This is a genomic window from Ruegeria sp. BF7, assembly GCF_056538605.1.
This window is the reverse complement of the sequence record NZ_JBQFTM010000012.1, coordinates 100,577-116,507: the sequence shown is the minus strand read 5'-3', so window position 1 is coordinate 116,507 and position 15,931 is coordinate 100,577. Positions and strand designations below refer to the sequence as shown.

The window sequence follows — 15,931 nt, the reverse complement described above, 5'->3', positions numbered from 1 at the left end:
GTTCCGGGCGGCGTTTTCATAAGAGAGACCGATTTATGGTATCAGCAGCAGAACAAATGGCGGCCAACACAAGCTGGGCTGCCCTTGGCAAAGCCACCGATCTGCGCAACCGCATCCTGTTCACGCTGGGTTTGTTGATCGTCTATCGCCTGGGCACATTTATTCCGGTGCCGGGGATCGACGGTCAGGCTCTGCGCGAGTTCATGGAACAGGCGGGGCAGGGCATCGGCGGTATGGTTTCGATGTTTACCGGTGGGGCGCTTGGGCGGATGGGTATCTTTGCCCTCGGCATCATGCCCTATATCTCGGCCTCGATCATCGTACAGCTGCTGACATCCATGGTTCCCGCGCTCGAACAGCTCAAGAAAGAGGGCGAGCAGGGCCGCAAGAAGATCAACCAATACACCCGTTTCGGCACCGTGGCACTGGCCACCGTTCAGGCCTATGGTTTGGCCGTTTCGCTGGAATCGGGCGATCTGGCGACCGATCCGGGCATGTTCTTCCGCCTGTCGACCATGATCACTCTGGTTGGTGGCACCATGTTCCTGATGTGGCTGGGTGAGCAGATCACTGCACGCGGCATCGGCAACGGTATTTCTCTGATCATCTTCGTCGGCATCATCGCCGAGGTTCCGGCCGCTCTGGCGCAGTTCTTTGCCTCGGGCCGTTCGGGTGCGATCAGCCCCGCCGTGATCGTTGGTGTGATCGTGATGGTGATCGCCGTGATTACCTTTGTGGTGTTCATGGAACGGGCGCTGCGCAAGATCCACATCCAGTATCCGCGCCGTCAGGCCGGTATGAAGATCTATGAGGGCGGCTCCAGCCACCTGCCGGTCAAAGTGAACCCGGCGGGCGTTATTCCGGCAATCTTTGCCAGCTCGCTGCTGCTGCTGCCGGTGACGATCTCGACCTTCTCGTCGGGCGCCACCAGCGGGCCGATCATGTCCTGGCTGCTGGCCAATTTTGGTCCCGGACAGCCGCTGTACCTGCTGTTCTTCGCGGCTATGATCGTGTTCTTTGCCTATTTCTACACGTTCAACGTGTCGTTTAAGCCGGACGATGTGGCGGACAACCTGAAAAAGCAGAACGGTTTTGTGCCGGGTATCCGCCCCGGTAAGAAAACCGCCGAGTATCTGGAATACGTGGTCAACCGCGTGCTGGTTCTGGGTTCGGCCTATCTGGCGGCTGTCTGTCTGCTGCCTGAAATCCTTCGGAACCAGTTCGCCATCCCGTTCTATTTCGGCGGCACCTCGGTTCTGATTATCGTCTCTGTGACCATGGACACGATCCAACAGGTTCAGAGCCACCTGCTGGCGCATCAATACGAAGGGCTGATCGAAAAGTCCCAGCTGCGCGGCAAGGGTAAGAAACGTGGCAGGAAGGGGCCCGCTCGTCGATGAACATCATTCTTCTTGGGCCCCCGGGGGCCGGTAAAGGGACGCAGGCGCGTCACCTGGTCGAGACACGCGGTATGGTGCAGCTGAGCACCGGTGACATGCTGCGCGAAGCGAAAACCTCGGGAACCGAGATGGGTAAGAAAGTTGCCGCGATCATGGACGCGGGCAAACTTGTCACTGATGAGATCGTGATCGGACTGATCGAAGAGAAGCTGACCACGGAAACTGGCGCCGGCTTCATCTTTGACGGCTTTCCACGGACGCTGGCGCAAGCTGATGCGCTGGCCGCGTTGCTGGCCAAGCTGGGTCAGTCGCTGCACACCGTGATCGAAATGCGTGTTGATGACGAGGCGCTGGTTCAGCGGATCACAGCACGTTCGACCTGCGGCGGCTGCGGTGAGGTCTATAACGACATCACCAAGCCGATCCCGGTCGATGGTAAATGCACCAATTGCGGCAAGGAAAATGACTTCCAGCGTCGTGCGGATGACAACGAAGACAGTCTGCGTACACGACTGATGGAATACTACAAAAAGACCTCACCGCTGATTGGGTATTACTACGCCAAAGGCGATCTGCGCCCGGTCAATGGCCTGGCCGAGATCAAGGAAGTCACCGCCTCGATCGAGGCGATTCTGGGCTGACTTGAGGTTGGGGCTTGACGGCCCCACCAAAACCCCATATCGACCCCCATCCCCTTGGGGAATCAAGACCGCAGACGGGATTCGTCCCAACTGCCCCGACCACCTCGAATAATGCTGAACCCTCTGGCGGCACTGCCACGGTTAGGCGTTGTGAAAAAAGGTTCTGGAGTTACGGAACCGCAACGAAAAGGAAAGTGAAACGTGGCACGTATTGCCGGCGTAAACATCCCGACTGCAAAGCGGGTACCTATCGCCCTCACATATATCACCGGTATCGGAAACACCTCGGCCAAAGCGATCTGCGAAGCCGTAGGCATTGAAGCGCACCGTCGCGTCAACGAACTGTCCGACGCCGAAGTTCTGGCCATCCGCGAACACATCGATGCCAACTACACCGTCGAAGGTGACCTGCGTCGTGAAGTTCAGATGAACGTCAAGCGCCTGATGGATCTGGGCTGCTACCGCGGTCTGCGTCACCGCCGCAACCTGCCGGTTCGCGGTCAGCGTACCCACACCAATGCTCGTACCCGCAAAGGCCCCGCAAAGGCCATAGCTGGTAAGAAGAAATAAGGGAGGGTCTGACTGATGGCACGTGACAAGACTCGCGTTAAGCGCAAAGAGCGTAAGAACATCGCATCGGGCGTTGCCCATGTGAACTCGACCTTCAACAACACCAAGATCCTGATCTCGGACGTACAGGGCAACGCCATCTCGTGGTCGTCTGCCGGTACAATGGGCTTCAAAGGGTCGCGGAAATCGACCCCCTACGCCGCTCAGATGGCTGCAGAAGACGCAGGCAAGAAGGCGCAGGAACATGGCGTCAAGACGCTGGAAGTCGAAGTTCAGGGCCCCGGTTCGGGTCGTGAATCGGCTCTGCGCGCGCTGGCTGCAGTGGGCTTCAACATCACGTCGATCCGCGACGTGACTCCGATCGCTCACAATGGCTGCCGCCCGCCGAAGCGTCGCCGCGTCTAAGCGATTTTGAATTGAGCTGGGGCTGTGTTTTTGCACGGCCCCAGCACGTCATTTTGAACCTCGGGCGTCTGCACCTTGTTGGTCATGGGGCGCGGACAGGAATGGAGGGATTACATGATCCATAAGAATTGGGCAGAATTGATCAAGCCGACCCAGCTGGAAGGCAAGCCGGGCAACGATCCCGCACGTCAGGCAACTTTGGTTGCCGAGCCGCTGGAGCGTGGCTTTGGTCTGACCTTGGGCAACGCGCTGCGCCGCGTTCTGATGAGCTCACTGCAAGGTGCGGCCATCACCAGCGTCCAGATCGACAACGTCCTGCACGAGTTCTCCTCGGTTGCGGGCGTACGTGAAGACGTCACCGACATCATCCTGAACCTCAAGCAGGTTGCCCTGCGCATGGAAGTCGAAGGCCCCAAGCGCCTGTCGATCAATGCTAAAGGCCCTGCGGTTGTCACCGCCGGTGACATCAGCGAAAGCGCCGGTATCGAGGTTCTGAACCGCGACCACGTCATCTGCCACCTGGATGATGGCGCCGATCTGTTCATGGAACTGACCGTCAACACCGGTAAGGGCTATGTCTCGGCTGAGAAGAACAAGCCGGAAGACGCGCCCATCGGCCTGATCCCGATCGACGCGATCTATTCGCCGGTCAAAAAGGTTGCCTATGACGTTCAGCCGACCCGTGAAGGTCAGGTTCTGGACTATGACAAACTGACCCTGAAGATCGAAACCGATGGTTCGATCACGCCGGAAGACGCGCTGGCCTTTGCCGCACGCATCCTGCAGGATCAGCTGTCGATCTTCGTCAACTTCGACGAGCCAGAATCGGCTGGCCGCCAGGATGAAGACGATGGTCTGGAGTTCAACCCGCTGCTGCTGAAGAAAGTGGACGAACTGGAACTGTCGGTCCGTTCGGCAAACTGCCTGAAGAACGACAACATCGTCTATATCGGCGACCTGATCCAGAAGACCGAAGCCGAGATGCTGCGCACCCCGAACTTTGGCCGCAAGTCGCTGAACGAGATCAAGGAAGTGCTGTCCGGCATGGGTCTGCACCTCGGCATGGATGTCGAGGATTGGCCGCCCGACAACATCGAAGATCTGGCGAAGAAATTCGAAGACGCGTTCTAAGCGCGTCTTCACAAATGCCCGGGCTGCCGGGGACCGCATGGGCACTTCCGCCCCAAGGAGAGCCGGTGACACGCATCGCCGGCCGGACAAAGCAAAACGCGAAAGAAGGAATTGAAAAATGCGTCACGCACGTGGTTACCGCCGCCTGAACCGTACTCATGAGCACCGCAAGGCGCTGTTTGCGAACATGGCTGGCTCGCTCATCGAGCATGAGCAAATCAAAACGACTCTGCCCAAGGCAAAAGAACTGCGCCCGATCATCGAAAAACTGGTCACTCTGGGCAAGCGCGGCGACCTGCACGCGCGCCGTCAGGCCGCATCGCAGCTGAAAGAAGACAAAGACGTCGCCAAGCTGTTCGAAGTTCTGGGCCCCCGCTACGCCGAGCGTCAGGGCGGTTACGTTCGCATCCTGAAAGCTGGCTTCCGCTATGGTGATATGGCACCGATGGCGATCATCGAATTCGTTGATCGTGACGTCGACGCCAAAGGCGCGGCCGACAAAGCCCGCGTTGCCGCTGAAGAGGCTGCCGACGAAGAATAAGAGAGTCCAGCTTTCTGATTTCGACCCCCGCGTCCCGGACGCGGGGGTTTTTCTTTTGGTGATCTATTTGATCCAACCTTTTTCGCGGTAATACCGAGCGGCCCCGGGGTGTAGGGGCGCTGGCAGGCTGCCTCGGATCATATCCGTCGGTTGCAACCCATTCAGTGCAGGATGTTTGCGCGCCAGTTGAGGCAAGCTTTCAAAAGTGAATTTGACAAACGCATAGATGTCATCGTCCGACACGGCGGAGCTGCTGAGTAAAGTCGCTTTGTAGCCCAATGTTTCCGTCGGCGTGGTCACACCAGCGTAGGTATTTGCAGGAATCTTTGCTTTGTTGATCGTGTCAGAGTTTGCGATCAGCTTGTTAAACGACCGACCTGAGACATCCAACAACTGTATTGGGCAGGTTTTGGCGGTTTTCTCTATCCAATCCGATGGATAACCGACCATCCTCGCAAGAGCGTCAATTTCGCCCGAGCAAAGTGCAGCGCGCTGTTTGTTCCACTCACCGGGCTTGATTGTCTGATAGGCAGAAACGTCCCATGTTCCCGCTTGAGGGAATTGCCGGACAAGCCGGGTTGCAGATCTGTCAAGACGAACACGTTTACCGTTCAGGTCATCCAATCTGCCAATACCCGATCCTTTGCGAACAATTACGTTAAGGGGTGTGCTGTGGATCGAGAAAACCGATCGCAGGGATGAATCTGGGCCTTTGGACTCAAATACCCCTGACCCATCTAGTGCGTATTTGGCCCAATCTGACCGCGCAACCACGAGGTCGAATTTACCACGGCGCAGCTTTGGCAAATTCTCCCGTGGGCCATCTGTGGCTTTGGCGTTGCACTTGTAGCCAGCTGTATTTTGGGCAAAGGATTTGCACAGCAGGTTGCCGACGGAAAAATAATATCCGCCTTTCCCCCCTGTCCCCATGGTCAGTTTGGTATCCGCAGCCTGCGCAGTATGTGCGGACAGCGCAAGGGCCGCGGTCAGGAACAAAAAAGATGGTCCCAGATGCTTTTGCCCCGCCACAAGTATTCTACTAAGCACAATTGGTCCGTTTCGGTTGGTTAATTCGGGCGAACGTTTTCACTGCCCCCAGCCCAAGTCAATGCGCAAGAGGCTGCATCACGCTTGCAATCTTGTCACATGCCTCGCATATCCGATGGGCAAGTCATCGACGGGAAGATCATGCGGAAAATTCTGTGTTCGCTGCTGTTGGCCTCATTCGTGGTTCCAGCCCAGGCAGAAACAAAGGTGCCCACCTCCCAGGCCGAAATCAGCCTTGGGTTTGCACCGGTGGTCAATGAGGCTGCGCCTGCAGTCGTCAACATCTATGCCAAGATTGTTCGACAGGGTCGTTCCAACCCGTTCTTCTCGGACCCGTTCTTTCAGGATTTCTTTGGTCGTGGGTTCGGAGAGCCCCGCCCGCGGGTTCAGAATTCGTTGGGATCGGGGGTGATCCTGTCGCAGAATGGCTACGTTGTCTCGAATTATCACGTGGTCGGTACAGCCACGGAAATCCGCGTGGTGACAACGGATCGGCGAGAATACTCGGCGCAGGTGGTGTTGGGCGACAAGGAAAGTGATATTGCCATTCTGCGGCTGCAAGAGGCTGACGATTTGCCGTTCTTGCAGTTGCGTGACTCGGATCAGGTTGCGGTGGGGGAGCTGGCGCTGGCCATCGGCAACCCGTTTGGGGTGGGGCAGACTGTGTCGTCAGGCATTATATCGGGGCTGGCACGGACCGGGGCGGCCACGGGCAATGCACGCGGTTACTTCATTCAGACGGATGCGGCGATTAACCCGGGCAATTCGGGCGGCGCGCTGATTGATGTGAATGGGGACCTGATCGGGATTAACACGGCCATCCTGACCCGCTCGGGCGGCTCAAATGGCATTGGTTTTGCGATTCCGGCCAATCTGGTGGCTGAGTTCCTGCGGCAGGCGCAGGAGGGCAACGACAGCTTCATCAGCCCCTGGGCTGGAATGGCAGGCCAGCACATGAGCGCCGATATCGCCGAGTCTCTGGGTCTGGTGATTCCGATGGGCGTCGTGATTTCTGACCTTCACCCCCTTAGCCCGCTGGTAGACGCGGGGCTGCGCGTCGGTGACGTCGTGACCCATGTAGACGGGGATGAGGTAAACTCTCCGGCCGAGATGAAGTTCCGCATGTCGGTGGCGGGTGTCGGTGGCACGTCAGTTGTAACCCGGCTGCGCGGAAAGGAAAGCGCGGATTTTGAGATAGCGCTCGTAAGGGCGCCCGAAACCCCGTCGGCTGACGAAACCACACTGGATGACCAGACGGTCATGCCTGGGCTGACGATCTCGCGCATCAACCCGGCGATCATCTCGCGGCTGGGGCTTGTGCTGTCGCAAACCGGCGTCGTTGTGGTAGACGCCGGCCCCTATGGAGGGCGGTCCGGGCTGCGTGTGGGTGATGTGGTTAACGGCATCAACGGTGCGCAGATAAAACACCCGCAAGACGTAGTCGATGCGCTGACCGATCCGGGGCGCAGGCTGATTTTCGATGTTTCCCGCGGGGGCCGTTCGGTTTCCCTGCGGTTCCGGCTGTAACCTGTGAGTGACCTGTTCGACACCGGGGCGACTGAACCCGCATCGCCCGCGCATCGCCCGCTGGCGGATCGGTTGCGGCCACGGGCGCTGGCTGAGGTGATCGGGCAAGAGCAGGTTTTGGGCCCGGATGCGCCTTTGGGGGTCATGCTGGCCTCGGGCAGCCTGTCCAGTCTGGTGTTCTGGGGACCTCCGGGCGTGGGCAAGACGACCATCGCGCGGTTGCTGGCGCAGGAAACCGAGCTGCATTTCGTTCAGATCAGCGCGATTTTCACCGGTGTACCGGACCTCAAGAAAGTTTTCGAAGCCGCCAAAATTCGCCGCCAGAACGGGCAGGGCACTTTGCTGTTCGTGGACGAGATCCACCGTTTCAACAAGGCTCAGCAAGACGGGTTCCTGCCGCATATGGAGGACGGGACGATCCTGCTGGTCGGGGCCACGACCGAGAATCCGTCTTTTGAACTGAACGCCGCTGTGCTCAGTCGGGCGCAGGTACTGGTGCTGGAACGGCTCAGCCTGATCGATCTGGAGCGACTGACCCAACGGGCCGAGAAAGAGCTGGACCACGCACTGCCGCTAACCGGTCCTGGCCGCGAGGCATTGCAGGAAATGGCCGATGGCGACGGGCGCGCGCTGTTGAACCTGATCGAACAGATCGCCGCGTGGAAGGTCGATGCGCCGCTGGACCCGGATGCGCTGTCGACCCGGTTGATGCGCCGCGCGGCGAAATACGACAAATCGGGCGACGAGCATTACAACCTGATTTCGGCGCTGCACAAATCGGTACGTGGGTCTGACCCGGATGCGGCGCTCTATTGGTTCGCGCGGATGCTGACCGGGGGCGAGGACCCTCGGTATCTGGCGCGGCGGATCACCCGGATGGCGGTTGAAGATATCGGGCTGGCCGATCCGCAAGCGCAGGCGATCTGTCTGCAATCCTGGCAGACCTATGAACGGCTGGGTTCGCCCGAGGGCGAGTTGGCTTTGGCGCAAGCGCTGGTCTATCTGGCGCTGGCTCCGAAATCGAACGGGGCCTATGTGGGTTATAAGGCGGCGATGCGGTTAGCCAAGCAATCGGGAAGTGAGCCGCCACCCAAGCACATCCTGAATGCGCCGACCTCGCTGATGAAGGATCAAGGCTATGGCGCGGGCTATGCCTATGACCATGATGCCGAGGACGGGTTTTCGGGTCAGAACTACTTTCCCGATGGCATGGATCGGCCCGAACTGTATCAGCCGGTCGAACGCGGGTTTGAGCGCGAGTTGAAAAAGCGGTTGGATTACTTTGCCAAGCTGCGGGCCCAGCGGAACGGGTAAGGTCGGCTTGACTCTTGCGGTGCAGCAGGCCACAGACGCGCATGTTTTCTAAGGCACTTACAGACAGGCTTAGCGCGCGGGCACGTCGCGCGACGCAGGGGATATCGGCATGAGCGGCGTACAGATGATCACCGTGGCAGAAGGTGACGGCGATCAGCGGATCGACCGGTGGCTGCGCCGTCTGTTTCCGCATGTCAGTCAGGGCCGCATCGAAAAGATGTGCCGCAAGGGTGAGTTGCGGGTTGAAGGCAGCCGGGTGAAAGCTTCGACCCGGCTTGAGGTCGGTCAGGTTGTTCGTGTCCCGCCTTTACCTGACGTCGATCACAAGCCGGCTGAGATCAAACACCGTATTTCGGACGCGGACGCCAAGATGATCCAGTCCTGCGTCATCTATCGCGATGATCACGTTCTGGCGTTGAACAAACCTCAAGGTCTGCCGGTTCAGGGTGGCAGCGGCCAGACGCGCCACGTGGACAGCCTGTCCGAGGCGCTGCGGTTTGGTTATGACGAGAACCCCCGCCTTGTGCATCGGCTGGACAAGGACACGTCTGGCGTGTTGCTGATGGCGCGCACACGCGAGGCGGCCAAGGGGTTGACTGCCGCGTTCCGCCACCGCGACACGCACAAGATCTATTGGGCGCTGGTGGCCGGGGTGCCAACGCCGTATCTGGGTGAGATTAAGACCGGGCTGGTCAAGGCCGCAGGCCATGGCAAGCATGGTGAGGGCGAAAAGATGATCCCTGTGCATCTAAACGAAATCAATGACACGCCGGGCGCGAAACGGGCGCATACGCTTTATGCCACGCTTTACCGGGTAGCTGGTCGCGCCGCGTGGGTTGCGATGGAGCCGATCACCGGCCGCACCCACCAGCTGCGCGCCCACATGGCCGCGATCGGGCATCCGATCATCGGCGACGGCAAATACGGTGGTTCGGGGCAGGAGAACCTGGGCGATGGCTGGGGCGCGCAACTGGGTGGGATCATCAGCAAGAAACTGCATCTGCATGCCCGGCAAGCGACCTTTCAGCATCCTGTGACGCGCAAGACCATCACCGTCACCGCGCCGCTGCCAGATCACATGAAACACAGCTGGGACACGTTCGGCTGGACCGAGGATCTTGCCGCGGACGACCCGTTCGAGGAACTGCAATGAGCGCACCACTGCGTCTGGTACTGTTCGACGTGGATGGCACCCTGGTCGACAGTCAGGGCAGTATCGTTGCCGCGATGACCGCCTGTTTCGGTGGCCAGTCTCTGCCGGTGCCCGAGCGCGAGTTGATCCTGTCCATCGTGGGTCTGTCTCTGCCCAACGCGATGGCGCAATTGGCGTCCGAACATCCCGAAACCGTGCAGCAACGGCTGGTCGAGGGCTATAAGGAAGCCTATCACGCGCAGCGACTGGAACAGGGGGCGGCAAGCTCTCCGCTGTATCCGAGGGCACGCGAAACCGTCGAAGCCCTGCATGCGGTGCCCGAGGTTCTGTTGGGCGTAGCCACCGGGAAATCTCAGCGCGGCTTGGACGCATTGATCGAGGCTCACGGGTTAGAGCGCTTTTTTGTTACACGCCAGGTGGCGGATCATCACCCCTCCAAGCCGCACCCGTCGATGATCGACACGGCACGCAGCGAAACTGGGGTGGATGCGGCCAATACGGTCATGATCGGGGACACTCGGTTCGACATGGACATGGCCCGTGCCGCCGGAGTGGCGGGCATTGGCGTGACTTGGGGTTATCATGACCGATCCGCTCTGGAAGGTGCGACCCGCATAATTGAAACCTTTGGCCAATTGCCCCGCGCGCTGGACGATATCTGGACCTAACAACATGAGCGACTGGAAACCCAAGCGATTTTGGACCGAGAGCGCGGTGGTCGAAACCGAGCGTGGCTATACCATCGAGCTGGACGGTCGCCGTGTCAAAACCCCGGCCAAGGCCGCTTTGGTCCTGCCGACTCGTGCCATGGCCGACGAGGTCGCCGCGGAATGGGACGCTCAGGAAAAAGTGATCGACCCGTCAGTGATGCCTTTCACCCGCTCGGCAAATGCCGCCATCGACAAGGTCCACCATCAACACGCCGAGGTCGCAGATATGTTGGCCGATTATGGCGATTCGGATCTGCTGTGCTACCGCGCGGTTCACCCGCAGGAGTTGCAGCAGCGTCAGGCCGAACAATGGGACCCGGTGCTGGAGTGGGCGGCCGAAACGCTGTCGGCGCGGCTGTTGCCTGTGGCCGGTGTGCTACACCACCCCCAGTCGGCGGAGGCTCTGACAACGCTCAGGCAGCGTGTGCATGCGCTAAATGACTTTCAACTGGCGGCCTTCCACGATCTGGTCAGCCTGTCGGGCTCTCTCATCCTCGGATTTGCAGCAGCGCAAAACCGGGCTGATGCGGAAGAAATCTGGCAGATTTCAAGGCTGGATGAGTTGTGGCAGATCGAGCAATGGGGCCATGATGACGAAGCCCATACGGTTGCCGAGACCAAGAAAATGGCCTTTTTGCACGCCAAACGGTTCTTTGACCTCTCGATTTGATCCCTCAGGCACATTTTTTTGAACGTTGGGCAAGTGTTCTCTGAATTGACCCATCGTTTTCCCTGATCCAACCCTTGACGTTTGTTTATGAATGCGCCCAAACTCGTGGCCACTAAAGGGGAGACACCTTTGGGAAACCTTTCTGGTGCCAGAGGTGCCGGACAGAACCGTCCTTTGAACGGGACGGAAAATCAGGAAGAGGTAAAAATGAAAAAATCCGTATTCTTGGGCGTGGCAACCATCGCCGGCCTGGCTGCTGGTGTGGCGGCAGCGGGGACTATCGATGATGTCAAAGCGCGCGGCAAGCTGAACTGCGGCGTGGCGACCGGTGTACCCGGCTTTGCCAGCCCGGATGCCAACGGTGAGTGGCAGGGCTTTGACGTAGCGGTTTGTCGTGCAGTTGCAGCCGCCGTTCTGGACGATCCGTCCGCTGTTGAGTTCATTCCGACCACCGGTAAAACCCGCTTTACCGCGCTGGCGTCGGGCGAGATCGACATGTTGGCCCGTAACACCACCTGGACCTTCAGCCGCGACGTTGACCTGAAGTTCGAATTCGTCGGCATCAACTACTACGACGGCCAAGGCTTCATGGTTCCCAAGGCTCTGGGCGTCAGCTCGGCCAAGGAACTGGACGGCGCCACCGTCTGCATCCAGACCGGTACTACCACCGAGTTGAACCTGGCGGATTTCTTCCGCATCAACAACATGAGCTACGAGCCGGTTCCGATCGAAACCAACGCCGAAGCGCAGCAGCAGTACTTGGCTGGTGCCTGTGACGTCTACACCACTGACGCATCTGGCTTGGCTGCAACCCGCGCCACCTTTGAAAACGCGGGCGATCACGTGATCCTGCCCGAAATCATCTCGAAAGAGCCGCTGGGCCCGCTGGTCCGTCACGGTGATCACGAGTGGGGCGATGTGGTCCGCTGGACCCTGAACGCGCTGATCGCAGCCGAAGAGCTGGGCGTGACCTCGGCCAACATCGACGAGATGGCCGCTGGCACCGACAACCCCGAAGTGAACCGTCTGCTGGGCAGCGAAGGCACTCTGGGTGAGATGCTGGGTCTGGACGCAACCTGGGCACAGCGCGCGATCAAAGTCGGTGGTAACTATGGCGAAGTCTTTGCCAAGAACATCGGTGAGGAAACTCCGATCGGTCTGGCGCGCGGCTTGAACGCACAGTGGACCGACGGCGGCCTGATGTACGCACCGCCTTTCCGCTAAATCCACGGAAAAGGGCGCGGGACATCCCGCGCCCTTTTTCCATCCATAAGAAACACGCCCGGATCGTTCTGAGCAGAGATCAACTCTGCCACTGAAAAACCGGGATGCACGGGGAAATACATAGGTCATGACGACACTCACTGACCCGCCGAAGGAGCACTTCCGGCTGTCCATGCTCCTTTACGATACGCGGTATCGATCTGCGACCATTCAGGTCATTGCATTGATCGGTTTCATGCTTTTGGCAGCCTGGATTATCAACAATACCATTCAGAACCTCGATACGCTGGGCAGAACAGTCGGGTTCGATTTTTTCGCCGAGCCGTCGAGCTATGACATCAACCAACGCCTGCTGGAATACGACTCGCGCGATACCCATCTGCGTGCGGCGTTTATAGGCCTGCTGAACACGCTGGTTGTCGCAGTTCTGGGTTGTATCACGGCAACGATCATCGGCGTCATGGTCGGTGTTCTGCGCCTGTCGAACAACTGGCTGATCGCTCGGATCATGACGGTTTATGTCGAAATGTTCCGCAACGTTCCGGTCCTGCTGTGGATCGTGTTCGCCATGGCGATCCTGATCGAAAGCCTGCCATCGCCACGCGCCTTCCGGGGTGAAAATCCAGAAGCCACGATGGATCTGTTCGGCTCGGTTGCCGTGACCAATCGCGGGGTCTATATCCCCGAATTCCTGTTCTCGCGCGGTTTGGGCGACATCCACCTGTTCGGCACGTCGAGCCTGCGGTTTGATGTTTCACTGGACCTGATTGCATTCCTGATCGTATTCGGCGGCAGTATCTTTGCCATGCGCAAGGTCTCGGCCTGGGCCAATGCCACGCAGGAAAAGACTGGTGACCGTCCGACCATCTGGCACATCCAACTTGGTCTGCTGATCGTTCCGTCGGCCATCCTGTTGGGCGCGCTGGGCTTCCACTTGGGCTACCCCGAGTTGAAAGGCTTCAACTTCACCGGTGGCACCCATCTGCGGAACTCGCTGATTGCCCTCTGGCTGGCCCTGTCACTGTACACTGCAGCTTTCATCGCCGAGATCGTTCGCGCTGGTATTCTGGCCATCTCTAAAGGTCAGACCGAGGCCGCATCTGCACTGGGTCTGCGCCCGGGTCGAACCATGCGCCTTGTGATCCTGCCGCAGGCGCTGCGGGTGATCATCCCGCCGATGATCTCGAACTATCTGAACCTGACCAAGAACTCGTCACTGGCGATTGCGGTTGGATATATGGATATCACTGGCACCCTTGGCGGCATCACCATGAACCAGACCGGACGCGAGCTGGAATGCGTTCTTCTGCTCATGCTGGTCTATCTTACCATCTCACTGAGCATTTCGGCGGTGATGAACTGGTACAACAACCGTGTCAAACTGGTGGAGCGGTAATATGAGTGATGTTTCATTTGTCCGCACGGAAATGTTGCCGGAAAAGGCGCCACCCGCATCCGAGGTTGGTGTACTGGGCTGGATCAGGCACAACCTGTTCTCAAGCTGGCTGAACACCATCCTGACCATCATCTCGCTGTATTTCATCTACTACGTGCTTTCGAACATCCTGAGTTGGACGTTCGAATCCGTTTGGAATGCGAATTCCCTATCGGAATGTCGTGAAATCATGATGGCGACATGGGGCGATACTCATGGTCATGCCTGCTGGGGTGTTATCAAGGACCGGTGGCTGCAATTGCTGTACGGGTTCTATCCGCCTTATCCGGCGCACCCGGATGCAACATGGTCAAACCCGCCCGAAACAGGCGCGTGGCCGGCCTATTTCCGACCGAACCTGACCTTCATCCTGTTGCTTGTCGCGATTGCGCCCGTGCTGTTTACCAAAGTACCGCGCAAACTTCTTTTAGTGACGGCGGCCTATCCGTTCCTGCTGCCTTGGCTGATGTGGGGCGGCAGCATCTGGGGACCGCTGATGGTCGCCGCCGGGCTTGCCTTTGGGTATCTTGCATACAAGTTTGTGCTGCCCGTCGCGGGTTCACTGACAGCAATGATCCTTGCAGCCGCGCTGCCAATTCTTTGGTGGTTGTTTGCGTCCGGTGCAGTTGCTGATGCGATCAACTCCGTCGTTCCGATCGGCATCGCTCCGGTGGAAAGCCGCGACTTTGGTGGCTTCATGCTGGCGATCCTGTTGGGCGTTGTTGCCATCGGTGTCTCGTTGCCCATCGGTATCGTTCTGGCACTCGGCCGTCAGTCGGATCTGATGATCGTTAAGTATCTGTGCGTTGGCTTTATCGAGTTCATCCGCGGCGTGCCGCTGATCACCCTGCTGTTTGTGGCCTCGCTGCTGTTGAACCTGTTCCTGCCGCCGGGGACCAATTTTGATATCATCCTGAGGGTGATGATCATGATGACCCTTTTCTCCGCCGCCTATATGGCCGAGGTGATCAGGGGCGGTCTGGCTGCCCTGCCGCGCGGTCAGTACGAAGGCGCGGACAGTCTGGGCCTGAACTACTGGCAGGCGCAACGGTTGATCATCATGCCACAGGCTCTGAAGATCTCGATCCCGGGCATCGTGTCGACCTTTATCGGCATTTTCAAGGATACCACACTGGTCTCGATCATCGGTCTGTTCGACGTGATCGGCCTGACCAACGGCATCCGAGCCGATACCGCCTGGAACGGCGTCTACTGGGAACTGTTTGCCTTTATCGGCGTTCTGTTCTTCGTCGTCTGCTTCTCTATGTCCCGTTATTCCATGTACCTGGAGCGCAAGCTTCAGACTGGCCATCGTTAAGGAGTTCAACACATGTCTGAACTTGCAATTGAACGCGAAATCGACCGCTCCAAGATGCAGGTGAGCGACGAGGTCGCCATCGAAATCACCAACATGAACAAGTGGTACGGGTCTTTTCACGTGCTGCGCGACATCAATCTGACCGTCAACCAGGGCGAGCGGATCGTGATCGCGGGCCCATCGGGGTCGGGCAAGTCCACCCTGATCCGCTGCCTGAACGCGCTGGAGGAGCATCAGCAGGGTACGATCATTGTGGATGGGACCGAGCTGTCGAATGACCTGAAAAACATCGACAAGATCCGGTCCGAGGTTGGCATGGTGTTCCAGCACTTCAACCTGTTCCCGCACCTGACCATTTTGGAAAACTGCACGCTGGCCCCGATCTGGGTACGCAAGACGCCCAAGAAAGAGGCCGAAGAGCGCGCGATGCATTTTCTGGAAAAGGTGAAAATCCCTGAGCAGGCCGACAAGTATCCCGGTCAGCTATCTGGTGGTCAGCAGCAGCGTGTGGCGATTGCCCGCTCGCTTTGCATGATGCCGCGGATCATGTTGTTCGATGAACCGACATCGGCACTGGACCCCGAGATGATCAAAGAAGTGCTCGACACCATGATCGAGTTGGCCGAGGAAGGCATGACCATGCTGTGTGTGACGCACGAGATGGGTTTTGCCCGTCAGGTCGCCAACCGCGTGATCTTCATGGATGCCGGTCAGATCGTGGAACAGAACGAACCGGAAGAGTTCTTCAACAATCCGCAGAGCGAACGGACCAAGCTGTTCCTCAGCCAGATTCTGGGTCACTGATCTTAGCAAATTCGACGAAAAGGCGGGGTTTTGCCCCGCCT

General features: G+C 58.6%; 16 protein-coding genes. 15 read left to right on the top strand and 1 reads right to left on the bottom strand.

Annotated features, from left to right (window positions below; genetic code table 11):
- The first annotated feature begins 35 nt into the window (after nt 1–35).
- The 6 genes from secY to rplQ all read left to right on the top strand — a co-directional run bounded on the left by secY (nt 36) and on the right by rplQ (nt 4,688).
- Nucleotides 36–1,400 (top strand): preprotein translocase subunit SecY, encoded by a 1,365-nt coding sequence (gene secY / locus ACR0IK_RS19115; protein WP_170403681.1) that lies wholly within the window; start codon nt 36–38, stop codon nt 1,398–1,400.
- Nucleotides 1,397–2,041: an adenylate kinase gene (locus ACR0IK_RS19110; protein ID WP_480642788.1), complete on the top strand. Its 645-nt coding sequence runs from the start codon at nt 1,397–1,399 to the stop codon at nt 2,039–2,041. The genes secY and ACR0IK_RS19110 overlap by 4 nt, the downstream gene beginning before the upstream one ends.
- 201 nt (nt 2,042–2,242) lie before the next feature.
- Entirely contained in the window at nt 2,243–2,611 is a 369-nt protein-coding gene (rpsM, locus tag ACR0IK_RS19105) for a 30S ribosomal protein S13 (RefSeq protein ID WP_170576075.1), read from the top strand.
- 15 nt (nt 2,612–2,626) lie between these two features.
- Nucleotides 2,627–3,016 carry a 30S ribosomal protein S11 gene (gene rpsK / locus ACR0IK_RS19100; protein WP_008757289.1) on the top strand — a complete coding sequence of 130 codons (390 nt, stop codon included), beginning with the start codon at nt 2,627–2,629 and terminating at the stop codon, nt 3,014–3,016.
- A gap of 114 nt (nt 3,017–3,130) precedes the next feature.
- On the top strand, nt 3,131–4,147 hold the full coding sequence (locus ACR0IK_RS19095) for a DNA-directed RNA polymerase subunit alpha (protein ID WP_058276312.1): 1,017 nt from the start codon (nt 3,131–3,133) through the stop codon (nt 4,145–4,147).
- Between the two features lie 118 nt (nt 4,148–4,265).
- Complete coding sequence (gene rplQ / locus ACR0IK_RS19090) at nt 4,266–4,688, top strand: 50S ribosomal protein L17 (protein WP_170613748.1); 423 nt, start codon at nt 4,266–4,268, stop codon at nt 4,686–4,688.
- Nucleotides 4,689–4,751: 63 nt separating this feature from the next.
- Here rplQ and ACR0IK_RS19085 read toward each other — a convergent pair whose 3' ends face one another.
- Nucleotides 4,752–5,684, bottom strand: a complete 933-nt coding sequence (locus tag ACR0IK_RS19085) for a TAXI family TRAP transporter solute-binding subunit (protein ID WP_480642787.1) — start codon at nt 5,682–5,684, stop codon at nt 4,752–4,754.
- Nucleotides 5,685–5,873: 189 nt separating this feature from the next.
- Here ACR0IK_RS19085 and ACR0IK_RS19080 point away from each other — a divergent pair, with 189 nt between their 5' ends.
- The 9 genes from ACR0IK_RS19080 to ACR0IK_RS19040 all read left to right on the top strand — a co-directional run bounded on the left by ACR0IK_RS19080 (nt 5,874) and on the right by ACR0IK_RS19040 (nt 15,890).
- The gene (locus ACR0IK_RS19080; RefSeq protein ID WP_480642804.1) at nt 5,874–7,262 is read left to right on the top strand and encodes a trypsin-like peptidase domain-containing protein; all 1,389 of its coding nucleotides are present in this window, start codon (nt 5,874–5,876) and stop codon (nt 7,260–7,262) included.
- Nucleotides 7,263–7,265: 3 nt separating this feature from the next.
- On the top strand, nt 7,266–8,576 hold the full coding sequence (locus ACR0IK_RS19075; protein ID WP_480642786.1) for a replication-associated recombination protein A: 1,311 nt from the start codon (nt 7,266–7,268) through the stop codon (nt 8,574–8,576).
- Nucleotides 8,577–8,685: 109 nt separating this feature from the next.
- A complete protein-coding gene (locus ACR0IK_RS19070; RefSeq protein ID WP_480642785.1) occupies nt 8,686–9,729 on the top strand; it encodes an RluA family pseudouridine synthase in 1,044 nt (347 codons plus the stop codon).
- Nucleotides 9,726–10,397: an HAD-IA family hydrolase gene (locus tag ACR0IK_RS19065; protein ID WP_480642783.1), complete on the top strand. Its 672-nt coding sequence runs from the start codon at nt 9,726–9,728 to the stop codon at nt 10,395–10,397. The genes ACR0IK_RS19070 and ACR0IK_RS19065 overlap by 4 nt, the downstream gene beginning before the upstream one ends.
- 4 nt (nt 10,398–10,401) lie before the next feature.
- Entirely contained in the window at nt 10,402–11,109 is a 708-nt protein-coding gene (locus tag ACR0IK_RS19060) for an ATP12 family chaperone protein (RefSeq protein WP_480642781.1), read from the top strand.
- Nucleotides 11,110–11,316: 207 nt separating this feature from the next.
- Nucleotides 11,317–12,333: an amino acid ABC transporter substrate-binding protein gene (locus ACR0IK_RS19055; RefSeq protein ID WP_480595939.1), complete on the top strand. Its 1,017-nt coding sequence runs from the start codon at nt 11,317–11,319 to the stop codon at nt 12,331–12,333.
- 127 nt (nt 12,334–12,460) lie between these two features.
- Nucleotides 12,461–13,729 (top strand): amino acid ABC transporter permease, encoded by a 1,269-nt coding sequence (locus tag ACR0IK_RS19050; RefSeq protein ID WP_480595941.1) that lies wholly within the window; start codon nt 12,461–12,463, stop codon nt 13,727–13,729.
- A 1-nt stretch (nt 13,730) separates the two neighbouring features.
- Nucleotides 13,731–15,086, top strand: coding sequence for an amino acid ABC transporter permease (locus tag ACR0IK_RS19045; RefSeq protein WP_480642780.1), 1,356 nt, complete (start codon nt 13,731–13,733; stop codon nt 15,084–15,086).
- 12 nt (nt 15,087–15,098) lie between these two features.
- Nucleotides 15,099–15,890 (top strand): amino acid ABC transporter ATP-binding protein, encoded by a 792-nt coding sequence (locus tag ACR0IK_RS19040; RefSeq protein WP_302477163.1) that lies wholly within the window; start codon nt 15,099–15,101, stop codon nt 15,888–15,890.
- The last annotated feature ends 41 nt before the right edge of the window (nt 15,891–15,931 follow it).

Excerpts from the sequence above, each read along its gene's own strand:
- secY (WP_170403681.1), top strand. The coding sequence starts at position 36 with ATGGTATCAGCAGCAGAACAAATGGCGGCCAACACAAGCTGGGCTGCC.
- ACR0IK_RS19110 (WP_480642788.1), top strand. The coding sequence starts at position 1,397 with ATGAACATCATTCTTCTTGGGCCCCCGGGGGCCGGTAAAGGGACGCAG.
- rpsK (WP_008757289.1), top strand. The coding sequence starts at position 2,627 with ATGGCACGTGACAAGACTCGCGTTAAGCGCAAAGAGCGTAAGAACATC.
- ACR0IK_RS19095 (WP_058276312.1), top strand. The coding sequence starts at position 3,131 with ATGATCCATAAGAATTGGGCAGAATTGATCAAGCCGACCCAGCTGGAA.
- rplQ (WP_170613748.1), top strand. The coding sequence starts at position 4,266 with ATGCGTCACGCACGTGGTTACCGCCGCCTGAACCGTACTCATGAGCAC.
- ACR0IK_RS19070 (WP_480642785.1), top strand. The coding sequence starts at position 8,686 with ATGAGCGGCGTACAGATGATCACCGTGGCAGAAGGTGACGGCGATCAG.
- ACR0IK_RS19065 (WP_480642783.1), top strand. The coding sequence starts at position 9,726 with ATGAGCGCACCACTGCGTCTGGTACTGTTCGACGTGGATGGCACCCTG.
- ACR0IK_RS19060 (WP_480642781.1), top strand. The coding sequence starts at position 10,402 with ATGAGCGACTGGAAACCCAAGCGATTTTGGACCGAGAGCGCGGTGGTC.
- ACR0IK_RS19055 (WP_480595939.1), top strand. The coding sequence starts at position 11,317 with ATGAAAAAATCCGTATTCTTGGGCGTGGCAACCATCGCCGGCCTGGCT.
- ACR0IK_RS19050 (WP_480595941.1), top strand. The coding sequence starts at position 12,461 with ATGACGACACTCACTGACCCGCCGAAGGAGCACTTCCGGCTGTCCATG.
- ACR0IK_RS19045 (WP_480642780.1), top strand. The coding sequence starts at position 13,731 with ATGAGTGATGTTTCATTTGTCCGCACGGAAATGTTGCCGGAAAAGGCG.
- ACR0IK_RS19040 (WP_302477163.1), top strand. The coding sequence starts at position 15,099 with ATGTCTGAACTTGCAATTGAACGCGAAATCGACCGCTCCAAGATGCAG.